Annotated in this window: 20 protein-coding genes and 1 pseudogene; 10 read left to right on the top strand and 11 right to left on the bottom strand. The window is 72.5% G+C overall.

What is annotated here, in order from left to right; translation table 11 throughout:
• Positions 1 to 44 precede the first annotated feature (44 nt).
• The 3 genes and pseudogenes from ACIRS1_RS27645 to ACIRS1_RS27655 form a co-directional block, all read left to right on the top strand.
• On the top strand, positions 45 to 1355 hold the full coding sequence (locus tag ACIRS1_RS27645; RefSeq protein ID WP_402844606.1) for a cation:proton antiporter: 1311 nt from the start codon (positions 45 to 47) through the stop codon (positions 1353 to 1355).
• A 137-nt stretch (positions 1356 to 1492) separates the two neighbouring features.
• Entirely contained in the window at positions 1493 to 2431 is a 939-nt protein-coding gene (locus tag ACIRS1_RS27650; RefSeq protein WP_402844609.1) for a MerR family transcriptional regulator, read from the top strand.
• 241 nt (positions 2432 to 2672) lie between these two features.
• Positions 2673 to 2951, top strand: a pseudogene (locus ACIRS1_RS27655) (VOC family protein); the annotation flags it as partial.
• Between the two features lie 132 nt (positions 2952 to 3083).
• Here the strand turns inward: ACIRS1_RS27655 and tgmC are convergent.
• The 7 genes from tgmC to ACIRS1_RS27690 form a co-directional block, all read right to left on the bottom strand.
• The gene (tgmC, locus tag ACIRS1_RS27660; protein ID WP_402844612.1) at positions 3084 to 4226 is read right to left on the bottom strand and encodes an ATP-grasp peptide maturase system methyltransferase; all 1143 of its coding nucleotides are present in this window, start codon (positions 4224 to 4226) and stop codon (positions 3084 to 3086) included.
• Positions 4223 to 5185, bottom strand: a complete 963-nt coding sequence (gene tgmB, locus ACIRS1_RS27665; RefSeq protein WP_402844615.1) for an ATP-grasp ribosomal peptide maturase — start codon at positions 5183 to 5185, stop codon at positions 4223 to 4225. Before tgmB ends, tgmC begins: the two co-directional genes overlap by 4 nt.
• On the bottom strand, positions 5185 to 5457 hold the full coding sequence (gene tgmA / locus ACIRS1_RS27670; RefSeq protein WP_402844618.1) for a putative ATP-grasp-modified RiPP: 273 nt from the start codon (positions 5455 to 5457) through the stop codon (positions 5185 to 5187). The genes tgmB and tgmA overlap by 1 nt, the downstream gene beginning before the upstream one ends.
• Before the next feature lie 233 nt (positions 5458 to 5690).
• Positions 5691 to 6023, bottom strand: a complete 333-nt coding sequence (locus ACIRS1_RS27675) for a hypothetical protein (protein ID WP_402844621.1) — start codon at positions 6021 to 6023, stop codon at positions 5691 to 5693.
• The gene (locus ACIRS1_RS27680) at positions 6020 to 6277 is read right to left on the bottom strand and encodes a hypothetical protein (RefSeq protein WP_402844624.1); all 258 of its coding nucleotides are present in this window, start codon (positions 6275 to 6277) and stop codon (positions 6020 to 6022) included. Before ACIRS1_RS27680 ends, ACIRS1_RS27675 begins: the two co-directional genes overlap by 4 nt.
• The gene (locus ACIRS1_RS27685) at positions 6274 to 6597 is read right to left on the bottom strand and encodes a hypothetical protein (RefSeq protein WP_402844627.1); all 324 of its coding nucleotides are present in this window, start codon (positions 6595 to 6597) and stop codon (positions 6274 to 6276) included. Before ACIRS1_RS27685 ends, ACIRS1_RS27680 begins: the two co-directional genes overlap by 4 nt.
• Positions 6598 to 6691: 94 nt before the next feature.
• On the bottom strand, positions 6692 to 7912 hold the full coding sequence (locus ACIRS1_RS27690) for a helix-turn-helix domain-containing protein (protein WP_402844630.1): 1221 nt from the start codon (positions 7910 to 7912) through the stop codon (positions 6692 to 6694).
• Between the two features lie 155 nt (positions 7913 to 8067).
• Between ACIRS1_RS27690 and ACIRS1_RS27695 the strand changes: the two genes are divergently transcribed.
• From ACIRS1_RS27695 to ACIRS1_RS27705, 3 genes are all read left to right on the top strand, one after another.
• Positions 8068 to 8340 (top strand): hypothetical protein, encoded by a 273-nt coding sequence (locus ACIRS1_RS27695; RefSeq protein WP_402844632.1) that lies wholly within the window; start codon positions 8068 to 8070, stop codon positions 8338 to 8340.
• 98 nt (positions 8341 to 8438) lie between these two features.
• Positions 8439 to 9242, top strand: a complete 804-nt coding sequence (locus ACIRS1_RS27700; RefSeq protein ID WP_402844634.1) for a MerR family transcriptional regulator — start codon at positions 8439 to 8441, stop codon at positions 9240 to 9242.
• On the top strand, positions 9239 to 10228 hold the full coding sequence (locus ACIRS1_RS27705) for a BtrH N-terminal domain-containing protein (RefSeq protein ID WP_402844637.1): 990 nt from the start codon (positions 9239 to 9241) through the stop codon (positions 10226 to 10228). Before ACIRS1_RS27700 ends, ACIRS1_RS27705 begins: the two co-directional genes overlap by 4 nt.
• Before the next feature lie 95 nt (positions 10229 to 10323).
• Here the strand turns inward: ACIRS1_RS27705 and ACIRS1_RS27710 are convergent, their stop codons facing one another.
• Positions 10324 to 10494, bottom strand: a complete 171-nt coding sequence (locus ACIRS1_RS27710) for a hydrophobic protein (RefSeq protein WP_396317175.1) — start codon at positions 10492 to 10494, stop codon at positions 10324 to 10326.
• Between the two features lie 132 nt (positions 10495 to 10626).
• On the opposite strand from ACIRS1_RS27710, the gene ACIRS1_RS27715 reads away from it, so the two are divergent.
• Positions 10627 to 10800, top strand: a complete 174-nt coding sequence (locus ACIRS1_RS27715) for a CsbD family protein (protein ID WP_396317143.1) — start codon at positions 10627 to 10629, stop codon at positions 10798 to 10800.
• A 206-nt stretch (positions 10801 to 11006) separates the two neighbouring features.
• Here ACIRS1_RS27715 and ACIRS1_RS27720 read toward each other — a convergent pair whose 3' ends face one another.
• Complete coding sequence (locus ACIRS1_RS27720) at positions 11007 to 12173, bottom strand: helix-turn-helix domain-containing protein (protein WP_402844640.1); 1167 nt, start codon at positions 12171 to 12173, stop codon at positions 11007 to 11009.
• 88 nt (positions 12174 to 12261) lie between these two features.
• Between ACIRS1_RS27720 and ACIRS1_RS27725 the strand changes: the two genes are divergently transcribed.
• Positions 12262 to 13329 (top strand): ferredoxin reductase, encoded by a 1068-nt coding sequence (locus ACIRS1_RS27725; RefSeq protein ID WP_402844643.1) that lies wholly within the window; start codon positions 12262 to 12264, stop codon positions 13327 to 13329.
• Between the two features lie 7 nt (positions 13330 to 13336).
• Complete coding sequence (locus tag ACIRS1_RS27730) at positions 13337 to 14458, top strand: fatty acid desaturase family protein (protein ID WP_402844646.1); 1122 nt, start codon at positions 13337 to 13339, stop codon at positions 14456 to 14458.
• A 158-nt stretch (positions 14459 to 14616) separates the two neighbouring features.
• On the opposite strand, the gene ACIRS1_RS27735 is transcribed toward ACIRS1_RS27730, so the two are convergent.
• Positions 14617 to 15051 carry a hypothetical protein gene (locus ACIRS1_RS27735; protein ID WP_402844648.1) on the bottom strand — a complete coding sequence of 145 codons (435 nt, stop codon included), beginning with the start codon at positions 15049 to 15051 and terminating at the stop codon, positions 14617 to 14619.
• Positions 15052 to 15289: 238 nt separating this feature from the next.
• Here ACIRS1_RS27735 and ACIRS1_RS27740 point away from each other — a divergent pair, with 238 nt between their 5' ends.
• Complete coding sequence (locus tag ACIRS1_RS27740; protein WP_396317146.1) at positions 15290 to 15514, top strand: hypothetical protein; 225 nt, start codon at positions 15290 to 15292, stop codon at positions 15512 to 15514.
• A 96-nt stretch (positions 15515 to 15610) separates the two neighbouring features.
• On the opposite strand, the gene ACIRS1_RS27745 is transcribed toward ACIRS1_RS27740, so the two are convergent.
• Positions 15611 to 17866: a hypothetical protein gene (locus ACIRS1_RS27745; RefSeq protein ID WP_402844650.1), complete on the bottom strand. Its 2256-nt coding sequence runs from the start codon at positions 17864 to 17866 to the stop codon at positions 15611 to 15613.
• Positions 17867 to 18464 lie beyond the last annotated feature (598 nt).

The following is an 18464-nucleotide window of genomic DNA, read 5'->3' on the forward strand; positions in this document are numbered from 1 at the left end:
TCGGGGTGCGGCCGGCCACCGGCCCTGCGGAGAGGACGGCTTCGATGAGCGGCGGCGGCGCCTGGACCGCGGCGGCCGTGGCGGCCGTCACCGGCGGCTACGGGCTCTTCTCCCGCAGACTCGCCTCGACACCCCTGTCGGCGCCGATGCTGTTCACCGGCCTCGGCGTGCTCATCGGCCCCGCCGGCCTGGACGTCATCCACCCGGAACGCGACGCCGGCGCGGTGCGCACGCTGGTCGAGGCCGCGCTGACCCTGGTCCTCTTCGCCGACGCGATGACCGTGCGCCGGCGGGACCTGCGCACCGGAGGCTTCCTGCCGCTGCGCCTGCTGGCCCTCGGCCTGCCGCTCACGATCGGGGCCGGCTGGCTGCTGGCCTGGCCCCTGCTGCCAGGCCTCACCGGCGGGGAGCTCGCGCTGCTCGCCGCGATCCTCGCGCCCACCGACGCGGCGCTCGGCAAGGCTGCCATGACCAGCCCCGCGGTGCCGCCGCTCGTCCGGGAGGGCCTGAACGTCGAGAGCGGCCTGAACGACGGGCTGGTGCTGCCGTTCTTCGTCCTGTTCCTCGCCGCGATCCCCGGCACGGCCACCTCCGCGGAGGGGGCGGACGGGGTCCTCTGGCGGACCCTGCTGCTCAGCACCGCCGTGGGCCTGGCCGTCGGCCTGACGGGCGGGCGGCTGCTGCCCTGGTCACAGGCCCGGGGCTGGGTGACCGGCGAGTGGCGGCAGGTGTTCGTCCTGGCCGTCGCCGTCGGCGCCTACACGGTGGCGACGGCGGCGGACGGCAGCGGGTTCATCGCCGCCTGGACGGCCGGCTTCGCGTTCGCCCTCGGACTGCGCCAGGCCCCGCCGCTCCCCGCGGACGGATCCGGCGGGCGGGCCGCCGACCTGACCGAGTACCTGGGCGGGCTGCTCGCGACGCTGAGCTTCCTGGTCTTCGGCGCGGTGCTGCTCGGCCCGGCCCTGGAAGAGCTGGACTGGCGGGTCGTCACGTACGCGGTGCTCAGCCTGACGGTCGTGCGGATGGTGCCGGTGGTCCTCGCGCTCGCCGGCACGGGCTTCCGGTGGCCCACCGCGGCCTACATCGGCTGGTTCGGGCCGCGCGGCCTGGCCTCCGTGGTCTTCGGGCTCCTCGTGGTCGAGGAGCACGTGCCCGGCATCCACCGGCTCGGTCTCGTCGCCGCGGCCACCGTCGGCCTCAGCGTGGTCGCCCACGGCATGTCGGCCCCGTTCCTCGCCGCCCGCTACGGCACCTGGTACCGGGCGGAGAAGGCCCGCACCCCCGAACTCCGCGAGGCCCTGGTCCCGCCAGAAGCGACCGGGCCCGCCCACCCCGCCCGCCGGCGCCTGAGCTGACCCGGCACCAGCACGAGCACGAGCACCAGCACCAGCACCCGCACCAGCACCCGCAGGACCCGGGTCGCGAAGCCGTACCGCGACCGTCACCGCCCGGGCTTGAGTCTCCCGCAGGGGGAGACGGGAGAGTTACGGGCATGGACGGCGACACGCTCTTCACGATCGGTGACCTGGCCCGGCGGACCGGGCTGACGGTCAAGACCATCCGGTTCTACTCCGACACCGGAGTCGTGCCGCCGACGGACCGCAGCCCGGCCGGCTACCGGCTCTACGACATCGACGCGCTCGCCCGCCTGGACCTGGTGCGCACCCTGCGCGACCTGGGACTCGACCTCGCCCTCATCCGCCAGGTCGTGGACCGGGAGGTCTCGGTGCCCGAGGTCGCCGCCATCCACGCCGATGCCCTGGAGGTGCAGATCCGCACCCTCCGACTGCGCCGCGCCGTCCTGCGCGCGGTGGCCAAGCGGGGCTCCACTCCCGAGGAAACGGACCTCATGCACAAGCTCGCCAAGCTCTCCGACCACGAACGCCGACGCCTGGTCACCGACTTCATCGACGAGGCCTTCGGCGGGCTCGACGCCAACGCCGACCTCGTCGACATGCTGCGCGCGGCCATGCCCGAACTGCCGGACGATCCCGAACCCGAACAGGTCGAGGCCTGGGTGGAACTCGCCGAGCTCACCCAGGATCCCGGCTTCCGTGCCGCCGTGCGCCGCATGGCCGAGTACCAGGCGGCCGAACGCGCCCGCGGCGATGCCACCGGGCTGCACCACGACCTCACCGAGGCCGTCCGCGACGGCGTCGGCCGCGCGCTCGACGCCGGCATCGCCCCGGCCTCGGCCGAGGCCGTACCCGTCGTCGACGCGCTGACCGCCCGCTACGCGCAGACCTTCGGCCGCGCCGACGACGCGGAGCTGCGCCACTGGCTGCTGACCCGCCTGGAGATCGCCGGCGATCCCCGCACGGAGCGCTACTGGCACTTGCTGGCCGTCATCAACGGATGGCCCGTCCCGCCCAGCCTGGCACCGGTGTTCACCTGGTTCACGCACGCCCTGCGCGCCCGCACCGGGCCGTAGTCCAGCGCCGGCCCGCCGCCCCGCCGTCCCCGGGCCTTCGCGGCTCCGATCACGTCGCGACGGCCCGGGGGCGCCCGACGAGGACGCCGTCCTCGGACCCGGGTACCGGTGGGCAGCCCACCGGCTCCCTCGCGCCGGTGCGGGCCACCGGCCGCGCAGTAGTCTGCCGGTCGCCGGCGCCGGGGCGCCACGCAACCGGCAGGCACCCGAACGGACAACGGATTCGACGGTGGGGGACGGGATGTTGACCGGGATCGTGATCGACGCGCTGGACGTCGCGCGCATGGACCGCTTCCGGCAGGAGGCGACGCAGGGCCGCACGGACGGCCTGCGGCTGTGCGTCGTCCCGACCCCGAAGCCGAAGACGGCGCACAAGAACCTGCTCCACCTCGACCTCGCCCGGGGCCCGGACTGGGAGGCCGAGGTCGCGCGCCTGCTCGCCCTCGGGGCGACACGGGCCGACATCGGCCAGGGGGACGTCCCGTGGGACGTGCTGGCCGACCCCAACACACGTGACTACCAGTTCTGTGCAGCTTAGCCGCAGGTCAGCACCAACGACAGAGCCCCGCCCGGCGCTTGGCCGAACGGGACGTCTTGATGTCTGACCACCCGCCAGGGCGGTGCACGGCCTTGACCCACGGGCCCGCGTGCGTCAGATCGGCAGGTCCCACCCGGGGCCGTCCTCGGCGCCGAGCCACACCCGCTGACCGGCAGCCGAGACCGTGATCCCGAACCGTTCCTGGTGCGGCTCGTTGGCAGCCTGCCAGCGCTGCACCGCCCGTTCCACCCGATCCCACAGACGGACGGGACCACGCTGGACAACGGTCCACCCACCGTCAGGGTTGGGCCTCGTCCGAGCCTGCGAACCGGTGGACACGTCCCAGAGGATCTGTTCCGCCCCCGCCCCCATGCGTTCGGCCGAGGGCGCCGCGAGCTGCGCGACCCAACCGCCGGTCCAGTCGTCGAGCTTCGCGGGGTCGATCTGGCTCGGACGCTCCTCCCCGGGCAGCAGGGCCAGGGTCGGGCGGGGCGGCCGGTCGTGCGGCCGGGCGATCATGAAACTGGTGTACCCGGGCAGGAACCGCCCCGTGGCCTCACCGGGGCCGGTCACGTCGAGCAGCGCAAGGGCGTTGGCGTAGCTCCACCCGGAGAGCGTGGCCAGGATCTTCCCGCCTGGCTTCACCTGGTGCAGCCAGGGCAGGGGAATGTACCGGACCGAGCACGTCGCAATAAGCCTGTCGTACGGCCCGCCTTGCGGGTCGCCGCGCAGCCCGTCACCGATGATCAGCCGGGGCGCGAACCCGGCCGCCTTGAGCGCCGTCGCAGCGGCCCCGCCGACCACCGGGTCGTACTCGATGCTGGTCAGGTTGGCGTCCCCGAGGCGGTGCGCGCCGAGGGCGGTCGAGTACCCGGTTCCGGTGCCGATCTCCAACACCCGTTGACCGGCTTCCGCGCCGAGCTGCTGCCACATCCGCAGCACCAGCGACGGCAGGGTGGACGACGACGACGGGGCGCCGGTCACGGCGTCCTCGGCCACGTCGTCGGGCCTGATCCGGCCGTCGAGTTGGGTGATCAGCGTCTCGTCGGAGTACACGCCCTCCAGCCACCCTGGATCGCCCTCCCGGACAGGCCGGTAACTGGTGGGGACGCTGCCCGCCACCGGCAGGAAGTAGGACCCCGTGAACAGCTCGCGGGGAACCATGGTGGCCGCGCTGCGCCACTCGGGTTCGGTCAGGGTGCCGTCCTCGGCGAGCCTGTCCGCCAGGGCGCTGCGAAGCTGAGCCGATGCGCTCACGTGTCGGGGCCTTTCTCCAGTTGGTCGGTTAGAGCTTGCGCGATGGCGGCGGTGGTCTGCGCCGGCTGCCACGCCCATTGGCCGTTCGGGTTGCACTCAAGGAAGTACCAGTCACCCGCAGGGGTCACAGCGAAGTCGAACGCCCCGTAATGCAAACGGAGTTCGGCGAGATAGGCCGCGACCGCACGTGTGACCGGCGCGGGTACCTCGATCGGTGTGCACGTCATCAGGTCTTGACGGTAACGCCAGTCGAGATCGGGACTGTCGATCCGGACCCCGAACAGTCGGTCGCCCACGGCGGTCACCCGCACGTCGAACGCCTTGGCTACCTTGGCTTGGAACATGTGGGGACAGACGGACACGGTGTCGGTGATCTCGGCCGCGCGCACCTCCCGGACCCACACGCTGTGTGGGTGGCCGTCCACGCGGTAGGGCGTGTTCCACACGGGTTTGTAGACCACTCCGCCGGACTGATGTGTGGCGAACGTCCGCGCCTCGTGCGGGTCGTCGGTGATCACTGTGCTGGGCACCAGGAACCCGCAGCGCTGCGCGGTCGATAGCTGCGCGGGTTTGAACTCGGCGGCCCGGTTGTTCCAGGGGTGATTGACGTAGTGCGCGCCAGGCAGCGACGCGAGGATGCCCCCCGCGCCCCACAGGGCCTGTTCTGCGGCGAACCGGCGGTCTTGGCCGGTCATCTCCGGCGGTCCCTCGTAAGGCGATGGCCTGCGCACCCACACGGAGCGAATCCGTGTGGTGTCGATCTCCCGGCTCGCCGTGCGCAGGGTGCCCCGCTGGTCGCCCGTACGGTACGTGGCGGTCAGCGAGGCACCCGCGTGCAGGTCGGTGCCGGGGTCGAGACGGACCACGGGAACCCCGCGCTCGGCGAGAAGCCGCAGCACCACGTCCGCAGTCACGTCGTAGGAGTTGGTCAGCACCAGTACCGACCTGCTGTCACGCATCAGCCGGAACTCTGGTCCTGGTCGTACGACTCGGTGCTGTCCGCGTCGGTCGCGCCACCCGGGCCAGACCCGTCACCCGGGGTGGTCGTGGTGGGCGTCAGGCCGCTCGTGCTGGTGCCGTGGCCGCCCAACTCGACCGTCCGGCCGTGCTCGTCCACGATCACCGCAATCTGGGTTTCGGGGTCGATCACGGGCGTGTACTGCGGAACGGTGATGGTCGCTGCGTACGGCCCCATCCGCTGGGTGCCCCACGGTGCGGGCGTCTGCGTCATCTGTGCTGTACCTCCGTCTCCTGCGAACATCGAAGTTCAACACCTCGACCGTGAAGCCGAGTTGCCTATCCCACCTCGGCCGAGTCGCCCTGTCCAGGGCCGAACTGGTCGGGGTGGCCGTGCCCCGCTCCGGGCTTGGGGGGTTGATCTTCCCGGAGCGGGAGTTGGGCCCCGTCCCGGCGGGGGTGTTGACCCTTCCCAGCGCAGGCACCGCCGGGAGCCGAGCGGTCGGACTACTGCCGAGCGGTGGTGCCCCATCTCGACCGGGGCCAGGCATGCCGAGCGCGGTGGGTGCGCTCGGTCGCCGACTTGTCCCGCTTGGCCATCGCGGCAACTGCCTTGCTGTGCAGGATCGATATGCAGTCGCCGCAGGCAAGCAGCCCGGCCGAGACTCCGCCGGCTGCGGTCACCGGGCCGAGCCAGAGCACGCGGACCGAGGTGCGCCCGCAGTAGAGCCAGCAGTCCCCGGCGGCCCACGGGTTCCCGTCGTTCTCCTCGGGCGGTTCCGGCAGGCGTCCCGCGCCGATCTCGGCCAGCGTGGGCAGCGCCTCGGCCGCGAGGGTCACGGCGGGTCTCCGGGACGGACATGGCGAACCGTGACCCGCAACCGGGACCGTCGGGCGGCACGTCTTCGGCGCCACCACATTTCCCAGTCCCCGCCGTAGACGATGCCGAGCATGGCGACGGCCGGGGCGAAGAACCACCAGACCCAACGGCGCCCGTCCTGCGGGTCGAGCTTGGCGAGGGCGACCAGCAAAGCGGCGGGCCCGAGGGCGACCGCCACGGTCAGGGCGCAGGCAGCAAGGGTCGTGCGGCTCACGCCGGTTCCTCCTCGGGTACCAGCACCATCGGGACCGAGGCGGCGTCCAGGCTGTACGACCGGTGGTCCTGGTTGAGCCACGTGTGGGTGCGCGCCCACTCCGCCACGGCCCCCACGTCCGCACTCGGCCGGGACGTCTCGCCGCACATGGTGCCGTCCTCGTCCTCGGACACGCAGGACAGGACGTAGCGCGCCGGAACGGCCCGAGGGTCATCCGGGCGAAACTTCCAGCTCCCGAACCGCGTAACGATCCGGTTCGTCTCCTGGCAGTCCGTGTGCGTCAGCACCGAGGGGAGTTCCCTGGTCGGCAAGCTGCTCATTCGGCCTCCAAACTGCTGAATGCCCGTCACATCCCATGGACGGTACGGGCACTCAAGGCGGCCGAGAGGCACAGTTTGTGCCCCTAACTATCAGTCAGGCGGCAAGTCCGGTAGCGGTTGCAAGGTCACGGGCGGCGGGTCGAACAGACGGCGGGCCGTCCAGCAGGCCCCGTACCAAGTCATGGGTTTCGTGGTTCCACCGGGCAGTATCGGGCGCTGCCTCCACTGCGTCGGTGAGCAGCGACGCCACCCAATCCGGTTCGCCCCGCAGGGCGTATGCCCGTGCGACCTCGATCAAGTGCCGTGCCCGCCTCGGCCGTGCAGGAAGCTCTGCCGGTGCCAGCCGGTCAGCCCACCGCAAGGCGGTACCGGCCTGTCGCAGCTCAACAGCGACTGTCACAGCGTGCACCGGGACTACCCGTGCAGATGCGGAGGTTGGCGAGTGCCAGAAGTCAGCCGGAAGGGTCCTGGCGACCTCCTCGGCTCGATCGAACCAGCCCCAAGCCTCGCCCGACTCTCCCGCGCGAGCGTGCGTAATGGCCGCGTGGAACGCCATATCTGCCCATGCCGCAGCAAGCGGCGGAGAATCACCCCGGGCCGGTCCCAGCAGCCGCAGAGCCTCCTCCGTGAGCGTCTGGGCGCTGTCCCATTGCCCAGACTTCCGGAAAGCCTCCACCAGGAACCAACAAGCCTGCGCAACGGCGACGGCATCACCGGACGCTCGGGCGGTCGCCAAGGAGCGCTCGGCCACGCGCCAGACCAGGTTTCCATCCCCCTGGTAGGCGGCGAACATCTGGACAAGATTCAGAGCCGAGGCATACAGCACCTCAGCGCGCCGACGATCCGGGCAGTCAGGGTGCGATGCGGCGGCCGAGGCAGCCGATACCAGCGCCGGGAGCAGGTCCCCAAGAGCCGTACGGTGGTCGCCCCGGGAGTCCCGAGCTTGCCAAGCCGCAGCCACCTGAGCCGCAACGTGATTGACGCTCGGGACCGGGCCATCCGCCAGGCCCAGCGGCGCCGAGTCAACGGCCCGCCGGACCACCGACAGCGCCGGATGCTCCGCCCCAGAGAACAATGCTCGGGGCATCGACACGTCCCCCGTCAGGGCCGACAGGTCTTCGATGCCCAAGTGTTCTGCGATCTTGACGAGCATGGGCAGCCTCGGCGGTAGGAGGCGGCCGTTCTCAACTGCCTTCAACCATCCTTCTGAACGGCCTACCAGCCCGGCCAGCACGGCACGGGACTTGCCCGCGCGCTCCCTGAAAAGCTTGATGCGCTGACCAACGGACAGCGCCGGATCGACAGCCATAGCCATGGGGTAAGAGTAGGACCAGCGCTGCCGGGCTAACACCGGCTCGAACCGAGCACGTGGGGAGGGGCGAGTGACGGCAGGGCAGCAAGCGGGAACGCAAGAAGGCCCCCGCCCCAACCACCCGACGAGGGCGGAAGGGACGGGGGCGTTCACGGACGGTGGGACTCTCGCCAATCGGGCTCGGCGAGAACAGCGCGCGGGACGGCAGCGGCGACCCGGGCGTCCCCGGCCCGCGCTGGCAGTCGGTCGAGTCCCACGACTGGGGCACCCGGCTGCGCCGCAGGCCCACCAGCACGGTCTCGTTGGTGATCGGGCCGCCCGCGGCGCCGAAGGTCCGGCGGAACAGGCTCCGCCCGGAGGTCGGCCACCCCGACCGGGAGCCGGGCGAGTTCCTGGACGCCGGCGGGAACGAGTTCCACGTCACGCGCTGACCCCTCCCGGACGCCGCCCGCCCGTCGAGCCCCGCCCGCCCGGGCCCGTCGACCCCGGCGCTGGACCCTCCCCCCGTGGGAGGGTCCACGATGGCGGCGTGCGAGACGAACTCCTCACCATCGGGCGCTTCGCGCGCCTGTGCCGCCTCAGCGTGAAGCAACTACGGCACTACGACGACACAGGGCTGCTGGCTCCCGTCCACGTGGACGCGGGCTCCGGCTACCGCTACTACGCGCCCGAACAGGCCCGTGACGCCCTGACCATCGCCCTGCTGCGCGAGATGGACCTTCCCCTGGCCGTGATCGCCCGGGCCCTGGCCGCCGGGCCGGAGCACCGGGCGCGGATCCTGCGCGCCGAGCGGGACCGGCTGGCCGAGCGGATCGGCAGGGACCAGGCCCGGCTGAAGACCCTGGAGCGGCTGGCGCAGGGCGGTCTGCCCGACTACGAGGTGACCGTGGGCACGGAGCCGGAGCGGCGGCTGGCGGTGCTGCGGGCGACCTGCGCCCCTGCCGGGATCGGGGCCGGGGTCGGGGAGTGCGTGGGCCGGCTGCTGCCCGCGCTCGGCGGGGCGGCGGCCGCGTGGGAGCCGCCGCTGTGGGGGCTGTACCCGCTGGACCTGGACGAGCGGGTGGAGATCGCCGTCGGAGCACAGGTTCCGCGCGGGGAAACCGTGCCCGGCCTGGACATCGTGGTGCTGCCCGGCGGACTCGTCGCCGAGACCACGCACACCGGGCCCTACGCGCACCTGCGGCTGGCCTACAACGCGCTCCTCGCCGCCGTCCACGAGCGCGGGCTGCGCCCGCAGGCGCCCGTGCGCGAGGCGTATCTCGTCGGCCCGGCGGAAGCACCGGAGGAAGAACTGACGACCCGGCTGGTCGTCCCCGTCCAGGAGGGCGCATGACCACGGTCGCGGGCATCGACGCCCGCGGTACGCAGCACTGCGAGTCGTCGGCCCTGGGGGTGCTGCTGCGGCACCAGGGAGTCGACCTGTCCGAGCCGATGCTGTTCGGCCTCGGCTCCGGCCTGTCGTTCGTCTACTGGGACGCCAGGAACGCGGACTTCCCGTTCCTCGGGGGACGGGTCAGGCCGTTCGACCTCACCAGGAACCTGGCCGCCGGACTCGGGCTGGACCTCCTGGTGCAGGAGACGACCTCGCCGCGCAGGGCGTGGCGGAACGTGGCGTCCGCCGTCGACTCCGGCCGCCCCGTCGGACTCCAGCTCGACAGCTACCACCTGGACTACTTCGACACGAAGGTCCACTTCGGCGGCCACGTCGTCGCCATGTACGGCTACGACGACCACGACGCCCACCTGGTGGACACCGACCAGCAGGGCGGAGCCGTCTCCTGCGGCCTGAGCAGCCTCGCCCGGGCCCGGGCCGAGCGCGGCCCGATGACCGCCCGGCACCGCTCCTTCACCCTCACCGTCGTGCGGGACCTGCCCGCCCCGCACGCACGGATCGTCCCCGCCATCACCGCCTGCGCCGGCGCCTTCCTCGACCCGCCCATCGCCAACCTCGGTCACCGCGGCATCGAGAAGGCCGGCAAGCTGGTCCGCACCTGGCTCCAGCGCACCGACGACCCCCGGCGGGACCTGCCGCGGGCCGCTCTGCTGATGGAGCGGGCCGGCACCGGCGGCGCCCTGTTCCGCAACCTCTACCGCGACTTCCTCGCCGAGTGCACCGGCCTGCTCGACAGCGTCCACCTGCGCACCGGCCACGCGCTGTACGCCGAGGCGGCCGTCCTGTGGACGCGGACGGCGGCACTGATCGAGGAGGCCGGCGAGTCGGGCGACGCCCGGTGCCTGGCCGAGGCCGGCTCGGTCCTCGACGACCTCGCGCGCGTGGAGCGCGAGGCCATGCGGGCGCTGATCCGCCTGGAGGCATGAGGTCCCGGGCGTGCCGCGTCAGCGGCCCACGCCGGCTCGGTGCGTCCGAGCGGCGCGGGCCGCGTTCGCCGTGGCCGGAGCCGCAGGGGCGTGGCTCACCAGCGGTACCAGCGGTGGCGGCTGCCGGAGGGGTGCGTGCCGCGGGCGACGAAGCCGACGAGCCAGATCACCAGGACGACGACGGCTGCCCACCAGAGGACCTTCAGGGCGAAGCCCGCGCCGAAGAGGATCAGGGCCAGGAGCAGGACCAGCAGAAGGGGGACCACGGTGACCTCCAGAGTGAGTGTGGCCACGCAACTGCCCCGCCGGCGGCGACATATTCACCGGCATGTTTCGCACATGCCGGGGCACCCGGGTCGTTGCAACGACCACGAAGCAGCCGTACCGAGGAGGGCGTCATGAGCACGGGTGACAAGATCGGGAACGTCGGGGAGAAGATCAAGGGCGTGGCCAAGGAAGGCGCGGGCAAGCTCACGGGCAACGAGCGGCTGGAGGCCGAGGGCAAGGCCGACCAGGTCAAGGGCGACATCAAGCAGGCTGGCGAGCACGTCAAGGACGCCCTCAAGCACTGACCCCGACGCCTGTCGTACCCCGTGGTGCGGGCCCGTCACCGGACGGTCCCGCACCGCACCACGTTCCGGCCCGAAGACCCCGGCGGCGTCTCCGCCGCGACAACCGCGACCTCACCCGGAGAGCAGGGTCTCGCCCAGGGCAGGTGGCGCGGTGTCCGCCGTCCGGCCGCCGACGGGCGGGGGAGCGGCCGACCGGGCCGCCCGCATCACCCCGCCGGCCCGGCCCCGGCGGCCTCCGGGGCCCCGAGGCCCACCGCCAGCGTCAGTTCGAGGACCCGGTGCGGCGAGGCGAGATCCGGGAACAGCCCCCGCAGCTGCGACATCCGGTACCGGACGGTCTGGGGGTGGACGAACAGCGCCGCCGCCACCTCGTCCCGCCGGCCCTGGTGCAGCAGCCACGCCCGCAGGGTCTCCTCCAGCCGCGCCGCGGTCGCGGCGGGCAGGGTCCGCAGCGGTGCGAGGGCCCGGGCGCGCAGGTCCGCGAACGCGTCCGCGTCGGCGCTCAGCACCAGCTCGGGCAGGTGGTCCTCGGTGTCGCGGATGTCGGGGGAGAGGGAGCGCGCGCGTACGGCCCGTGCGTACGAGGCGGACGCCCGGGCCCACGGCCGGGCCGGGCCGACCACGGCGGTGCGGTCGGTCAGCTGCCGCAGGAGGTGCGGCCGGTCGGCGTCGGGGACGAGCAGCACACCAGTGGCGTCCGGCAGGTCGTCGAGGACGAGGGTGCCCGGGTCGAGCACGCGGTAGGCGGGCCGGGTCTGGGCGGCGGGCAGCAGGACCGCCGTCAGCGAGACCGGAGGCTGCCACCCGGCCCGCTGGACGGAGGCCAGCAGCACGTCCGGGCCCGCGCCGGCGAGCAGGTCGCGGGCCAGGTGTTCCAGATGGCGCTCCTGGGCCCGGCCCCGGGCGGCCAGTTCGTCGGCGTGGCCCGCCGCGCTCGCGGCGGAGAGCTCGTCGATGTAGGCGAAGGTCAGCTCGGCGAACTTGGCGACCTCGGCGGCGGGCAGACCGGCCGGTACGGCACCCGCTGCCAGGCACCGCCAGGCCACCCGGGCGCCGACCCGGTAGGCGCTGAGCAGGGCGTCCATCGAACGGCCGTCGCGCACCTCGCCGCGGCCCAGTTCGTAGGCCGCGTCACCGGCGTCGCCGCCCGTGGCGTTCCCGCTCGCGAGGTCCAGGTAGTTCCCGAGGGCGGTGCGGACGGCCCGGCGGATGGTGGCGCCCATGCGGCCCGACAGGGCGTTGGCGTACGAAGGGACCTCGTCGATGATCGCCTGGACGACCTCGTCGGCGGTGCTCCTCAGCGTGGCCCGCAGCGCGGTGACCGTCGTCTCGTCCAGGGCCAGTCCACTGGCCCTCCGGATGGCATGGCTCACGTTCTTGTTCCCTGCGAACAATTCGGCCGAACAGATTTACGTCCTACGGTCAGGACTTTACGCCCTGAGGCGCAGCAAGCTGGGAACCATGACGAGTACAGCCCTCCGCAGCAGGGCGTGGAAACTGCTGGAGATGGTCACGACGCCGCTGCTGCCGTCGGACTACCTCGACCTGGTCAGCCCGCTGCGGGCCGGCGCCGACCTGCGGGGGCGCATCGAAGCCGTGCACCCCGAGACGGGTGACTGCGCGACCGTCGTGATCAGGCCGGGACGGGGCTGGCGCGGCCACACGGCCGGCCAGTACGTGCGCATCGGGGTCGACGTCGACGGGAGGCGCCTGTGGCGTTCCTACTCGATCACCTCGCCGACGAACCGGCGGGACGGCCGCGTCACCATCACCGTGAAGGCGATCCCGGGCGGCAAGGTCAGCAACCACCTGGTCCGCAGGGCGGCGCCGGGCACCCTGATCCAGCTCGACCAGCCGGCCGGTGACTTCGTGCTGCCGCCGACCAGGCCCGCCAAGGTGCTCTACCTGACGGCGGGCAGCGGCATCACGCCCGTGATGGGCATGCTGCGCGACGCCGAGTTCGACGACGTCGTCATGGTCCACTGCGCGCCGCAGCCGCACGACGTGATCTTCCGCGACGAACTGCACGGCCTGGTCGCGGACGGGAAGCTGCGCCTCACCGAGGTGCACACCGGCACCGACGGCCGGCTCGACATCGCCCGGCTCGACGAGCTCGTGCCCGACTGGGCCGAGCGCGAGACCTGGGCCTGCGGGCCCGCGGGCCTGCTCGACGCCGCGGAGGAGCGCTGGAGCGAGCACGGCGTCCGGGAGCGCCTGCACACCGAACGCTTCCGCCCCGCCGCCTCCGTCGTCGTGGGCGACGGCAGTGACGGCGGTGAGGTCACGTTCAGCGCCACCGGCAGGACCGTCGAGGCAGACGGCGCCACGCCGCTGCTGGACGTCGGCGAGGAGGCCGGCGTGCTCATGCCCTCCGGGTGCCGCATGGGCGTCTGCTTCGGCTGCGTCACGCCGCTCAAGGCGGGCGCCGTCCGCGACCTGCGCACCGGCGAGATCACCGAGGCCGAGCCGGGCGTCCTCATCCAGACCTGCGTGTCCGCGGCAGCGGGTGCCTGCGACATCGAACGGTAGGAGCACCTTGACCGCCATCGACCCCACCGCCCACCTGAGCGCGGAGCAGATCGAGGAGCTCGGCCGCGAGCTGGACGCGATCCGCGACGAGGTGATCGCCGACCGCGGCGAGAAGGACGCCGCCTACATCCGCAAGGTCATCTCGGCGCAGCGCAAGCTCGAAATGGCCAGCCGGGGCGTCCTGCTGTTCTCGATCTTCCCGCCCGCCTGGCTGATCGGCACCGCAGGCCTGTCCGTGGCGAAGATCATGGACAACATGGAGATCGGCCACAACGTCCTGCACGGCCAGTGGGACTGGATGCGGGACCCGAAGATCCACTCCACCACCTGGGAGTGGGACCACGTCTCGCCGTCCGACCAGTGGAAGCACTCGCACAACGAGCTGCACCACACCTACACCAACGTGATCGGCAAGGACAACGACCTCGGCTACGGCATCATGCGCGTCGACGAGGACCAGAAGTGGCACCCCTTCCACCTCGGCCAGCCGCTGTGGAACTTCCTCAACGCCTGCTTCTTCGAGTACGGCATCGCGGCGTACGACCTGGAGCTCGGCAAGAACCTGAGCAAGCGCCGCCGCAGGAACCCGGAGTTCCGCGCGCGGGCCAGGGCCGTGGGCCGCAAGATCCGCAAGCAGGTGCTCAAGGACTACGTGATCCACCCGCTGCTGTCGGGCCCGTCGTTCCCCACCACGCTCGCCGCCACGTTCACCGCGAACCTGGTCCGCAACATCTGGTCCCACTCGGTGATCATGTGCGGGCACTTCCCGGAGGGCGTCAAGGTCTTCGAGCGCCGGTCGATCGAGGGCGAGACGCGCGGCCAGTGGTACCTGCGCCAGATGATGGGCTCGGCGAACATCAGCGGCAGCAGGGCCATGCACTTCATGACCGGCAACCTGTCGCACCAGATCGAGCACCACCTGTTCCCGGACCTGCCGAGCAACCGGTACGCCGAGGTCGCGGTGAAGGTGCGCGCACTGTTCGAGAAGTACGAGCTGGAGTACGTCACCGGGCCGCTGCCCAAGCAGGTGCTCTCCGCGTGGCACAAGGTCTTCCGGCTCTCCCTGCCGAACAGGAAGCAGCCCGCGGCCGGGACGCCGCAGCGCGAGCGGGAGCTCGTCGCGGTCTGATTCCCGACCTCCCGACCTCCCGGCCGTTGGGCCGCCCGGCCGCTGGGCCGAGGCGGAACGGTCGGCACGTCCCATACCGAACGGCCCCGCTGCCGAGACCGGCCGCGGGGCCGTTCGGCACCCGTGCCGAGGGGGACCCCGGCGGTGCCGGCGCCGCGCTACCGGCCGGCCGCCTCCAGCACCTGCGTGACCAGGGCGGTGTCGGCCTTGGGGATCACGATCACGTGCTGCGCGTCGCCCGCCGCCAGGTCCAGGCGCGCCATCTTCGGGAGCGGGGACTTCTGCTCCGACGGCGACAGGCGGAACGGACCCGTCAGGGCGACGTCCTCGCCGGTGCGCCGGTTGCGCCAGGTCACCCGGTCGGCCGCCAGGTAGAGGTGGCCGGAGGCCGTGTGCGGGACGGTGCGGCCCTTGCCGACCGACAGCATCCTGACCGTGCCCAGCGTCGGGCTCGAACAGAACACCTGCAGGGTGGTGCCCGCCCGGAGGTCGGCCAGGTCCTTCTCCGTGCTCAGCCGCCGGATGCCGAACAGTGAGAGCAGGGTGTCGGAGAGGGTTCTGGTGCCCGCGGAGCGGCGGATGGTGCTTGTCATGGCGCAGATCCTCTCAGGGGCGACCGGAAGGCTCGTGACCAGGGCCTTTCCTCACGCCGGCGGCCCCGGGCAGCCCGTGTGCCGGGAGCCGGGCCGGCACGCTGCGCACCGTGTCCGAAGGGCCACGGAGCGGCGCCCCTGAGGTTCGACCACCCGACCGTGCGGGTACGTACCGATTGTTCGGCGGCTTCGACAGCCGGACGTCCAGGCAGCTGAACAGCTCCCCGAGGGGGTGGCCATGGCCACGCTGATCGCCTTGTTCGCGAGCCTCGCCGTCATCGTGACCGGCCTCGCGGTCTACCTGCACCGGCGGCCCGACGGCCGGACCGAGACCGTCGAAGGGCTGTTGGTCGAACAGGAGCGCACGGCCCGCCTGCGGGCCGCCCGCTCCTCCTACAGCTCGATCGCCATGCACAGCACCCACGGTCTGACCGTCGACGAGCTGGAACGGTACCGCAGGTAGGGCCCGGCCCCTCTCCCGGTCCCTCGCCGCCGGGACGGGCGGTGAGAGACCGGACGGAGGGGCCGGGCCCGGGGCGGTGCGCCCGTGTCCCGAGGGTCAGGCGCTGCGTCGGCGGCGGGCGATGAGCGCGATGCCGCCGGCGAGCAGCGAGGCCGCGCCCAGCGAGACCTTCAGCGTGCCGTCCGAGCCGGTGCGGGCGAGCTCGCCGGCGGCCGTCTGGATCGTGTCGGAGGAGGCCGCGGCCCCGGTGGTCCCGGCGGTCTCGGTGGTCCCGTTGGAGCCGGACCCGCCGACCGTGCCGCCGGCGGAGCCCGTGTCGGACTTCGTGTCGGAGGCGCTGGTCAGACCGGCCGCGGCGACGGTGCTGTTGCCGCTGTTGCCGCTGTTGCCGGCAGCGCCGACAGTGCCGCCTGCGCCGGAGTCGGCCGTGCTGCCGGAGTCGTCCGTGGGGAAGCCCGCGGTGAGGTCGAGCGAGAAGCTCCGCGGGCCGACGCTCGCGGGTGCGCCCTGCCCGCCCTCGAAGACGACCTCCGCGTCGACGTGGGTGGTGCCGACGGGGGCGAGGGAGGTGAAGGCGAGGCGGACGTGCCGGGTGACGGAGGCGCCGGCCGCCAGGTCCCGGTCCTCGGTGAGGTAGTAGGTGACCGGGCCGCCGTTCTGGCGGCTGGGCACACCGAAGACGTTCTGCCAGCTGCCGTCCGCCTGCTGGACCTGGAGCGCGCTGTTCCGGTCCGCCAGTACGGCGGGGCGGACGTTGTCGTAGCGGGAGGCGCTGGCGTTGGCCACGGTCACGTCGAACTCGACCGGGTCGCCGTCGGTGACGGCGGTGGCGGGGGCGTTCCTGACCGATACGTCGAGGGCCTTCAGGGCGACCTCCGCGGTGCTCTCGGCGACGGTGTACTGCCCCGTCTGCTCGAGGACGGAGGAGGAGAGCTTGATGGTGCCGCTCGCGCCGGCCCAGTCGTTGTTGACGGGAGCGGACAGGCGCAGCCGGAACGTCTTCGTCGCGCCCGCGGGGACGGTCACACGGGCGTATCCGCCCTTGAAGTGGAACCCGTCGTTCTGCTGCCGGAAGGTCGTCAGCACCGGCTTCCAGGCGCCCTCGTCGTCGAGGAGGTCCATGGCGATGCGGCCCTCGCCGCGGGCGTACTGGTTGCTGGCGTCGAACTCCAGGTTGTAGGTCGCCTGGGTGTTGCCCGGGTTGGTGACCGTCTGGGTGAACTCGACCGGCCCGCCGGCGTTGCCGATCGAGGCGGGTGCCTGGAGCGACAGGGTGGGCGCTGCGCTGACGACGTTGATCAGGAGGTACTGGGGGCCGACGGTGACGGGGGAGTAGCCGCTGCCGATGTCGAGCTTCGCCCACGGGTGGATGTAGCCGGTGCCGGTCGGGGCGTCGGCGGTGAAGGCGAGCCGGACGTGCTTGGTGAAGGTCTCGCCCGGTGCCATGGTCCGGTCGTCGGAGAGGTGGTAGGTGACCCGGTCGGCGACGGTCGGGTTGCTGCCGGGGACGCCGGTGATGTTCTGCCAGCTGCCGTCGGCCTTCCGGACCTGGAGGGTGGTGTGCTGGTCGGCCTCGATGACCTTGTCGACGTTGGTGTAGGCGGAGGCGCTGCGGTTGGCGATGGCGACGTCGAACTCGACCGGGTCGCCGCCGGCGACGGCGGTGGTCGGCGCGTTCTGGACCTGCAGGGTGATGGCCCTGGCCGCGACCTCCTTGGTGCTCTCGGCCAGGACGGCACCGGCCTCGTCGAGCACTGCGGAGCGGAGCGTGACGGTGGAGTCGGTGTTGGACCAGTAGGTCGCGAGCTCGGTGGTCAGGCGCAGCCGGATCGTCGTGGTGGCGCCGGCGGCGACGGTCAGGCCGGGGACCGTGTCGGTGACGGGCTTCCAGGTGCCGTCCGCGTCGCGGTAGTCGACCTTGATGGCGTTCACCGAGACGGGGCCCGCGCCGCTGGTGGTGATCTTCAGCTTGTAGGTGGCCGCGGTGCTGCCCGGGTTGGTGACGGTCTCGGTGAACTCGACCGGCTGGCCGCCGCGGCCGACCGACGCCGGCGGGGTGACGGTCAGCGACGGCTTGTCGTCGGTGGTGGCCTTGGCGGCGGCCTTGGCCGTCGGCTTCGCGGCGGGGGTGGTGGTGGCGGTGGGGGCCGGGGTGGCGGCCGTCGGCTTCGTGGTCGGGGCGGCCGCGGTCGGGGCAGCGGCGGTGACGGCAGGGGTGGCGGTGGTGCTCACGGCCGGGGCCGGGGCGTCGGCGGCGTAGGCGGCCGGGGAGGCCACCACGGCGCCGGTGGCGAGCAGCGCGCCGAGGGTGGCGGCGGTGAGGACGGCGGAGCGGGAACGACGTGCGCGCACAATGGACATTCTGAATACCCCCCGGGGTGTTTTCATCGGCAGACGTGTGTCGCTGCTCGATGGGTTGCGATGAGTGCGGTGGCAGGATCCGAGGCCCGGGAGTCCGTGCTCCCCGTGTGCCTGCGGTCCGCCGCGGCGGGCTTCCCCGCCGCTCACTCACATAGACGTGCGGGGCCCGTGGGGGTTGCAGGTGAGATCGAAACTTTTTCGACGACTTCGAGGAGCCTGCCTGAAACCCCGTCTGACCAGCTGTTTCAGCGGTCGGGTCGTCGAGTGGTCGGTTCTGCCGGTGACCACCCGCCGGTCGGTGACCGGAGAAGTGGCCCGACGCCGTCACCCGCCCGGCGCCCCCGGTGGCGCGTCCGGGCAGCCTTGGCATCGTCGGCGGGACGGCCGAACTGGTCCAGACGCTGTCCTGCAGCTGGAACTGGACGGGCAAGGGCGCCGACGGCATATCCGGTGCGGCCGGCGATGGGGCCTGCTGCGCGACCGCGGAGGAAGCCGCGGCCCCTGCGGGCGCATTCCTCGAGGAGCACGCCGATGGCGCCGTCGACCGGCCCTGAGCGGCTGGCGTCGTTCCGACCTTGAGGGGCGCCGG

The organism is Kitasatospora sp. NPDC101176 (assembly GCF_044768035.1).
Taxonomy (GTDB): Bacteria; Actinomycetota; Actinomycetes; order Streptomycetales; family Streptomycetaceae; genus Kitasatospora.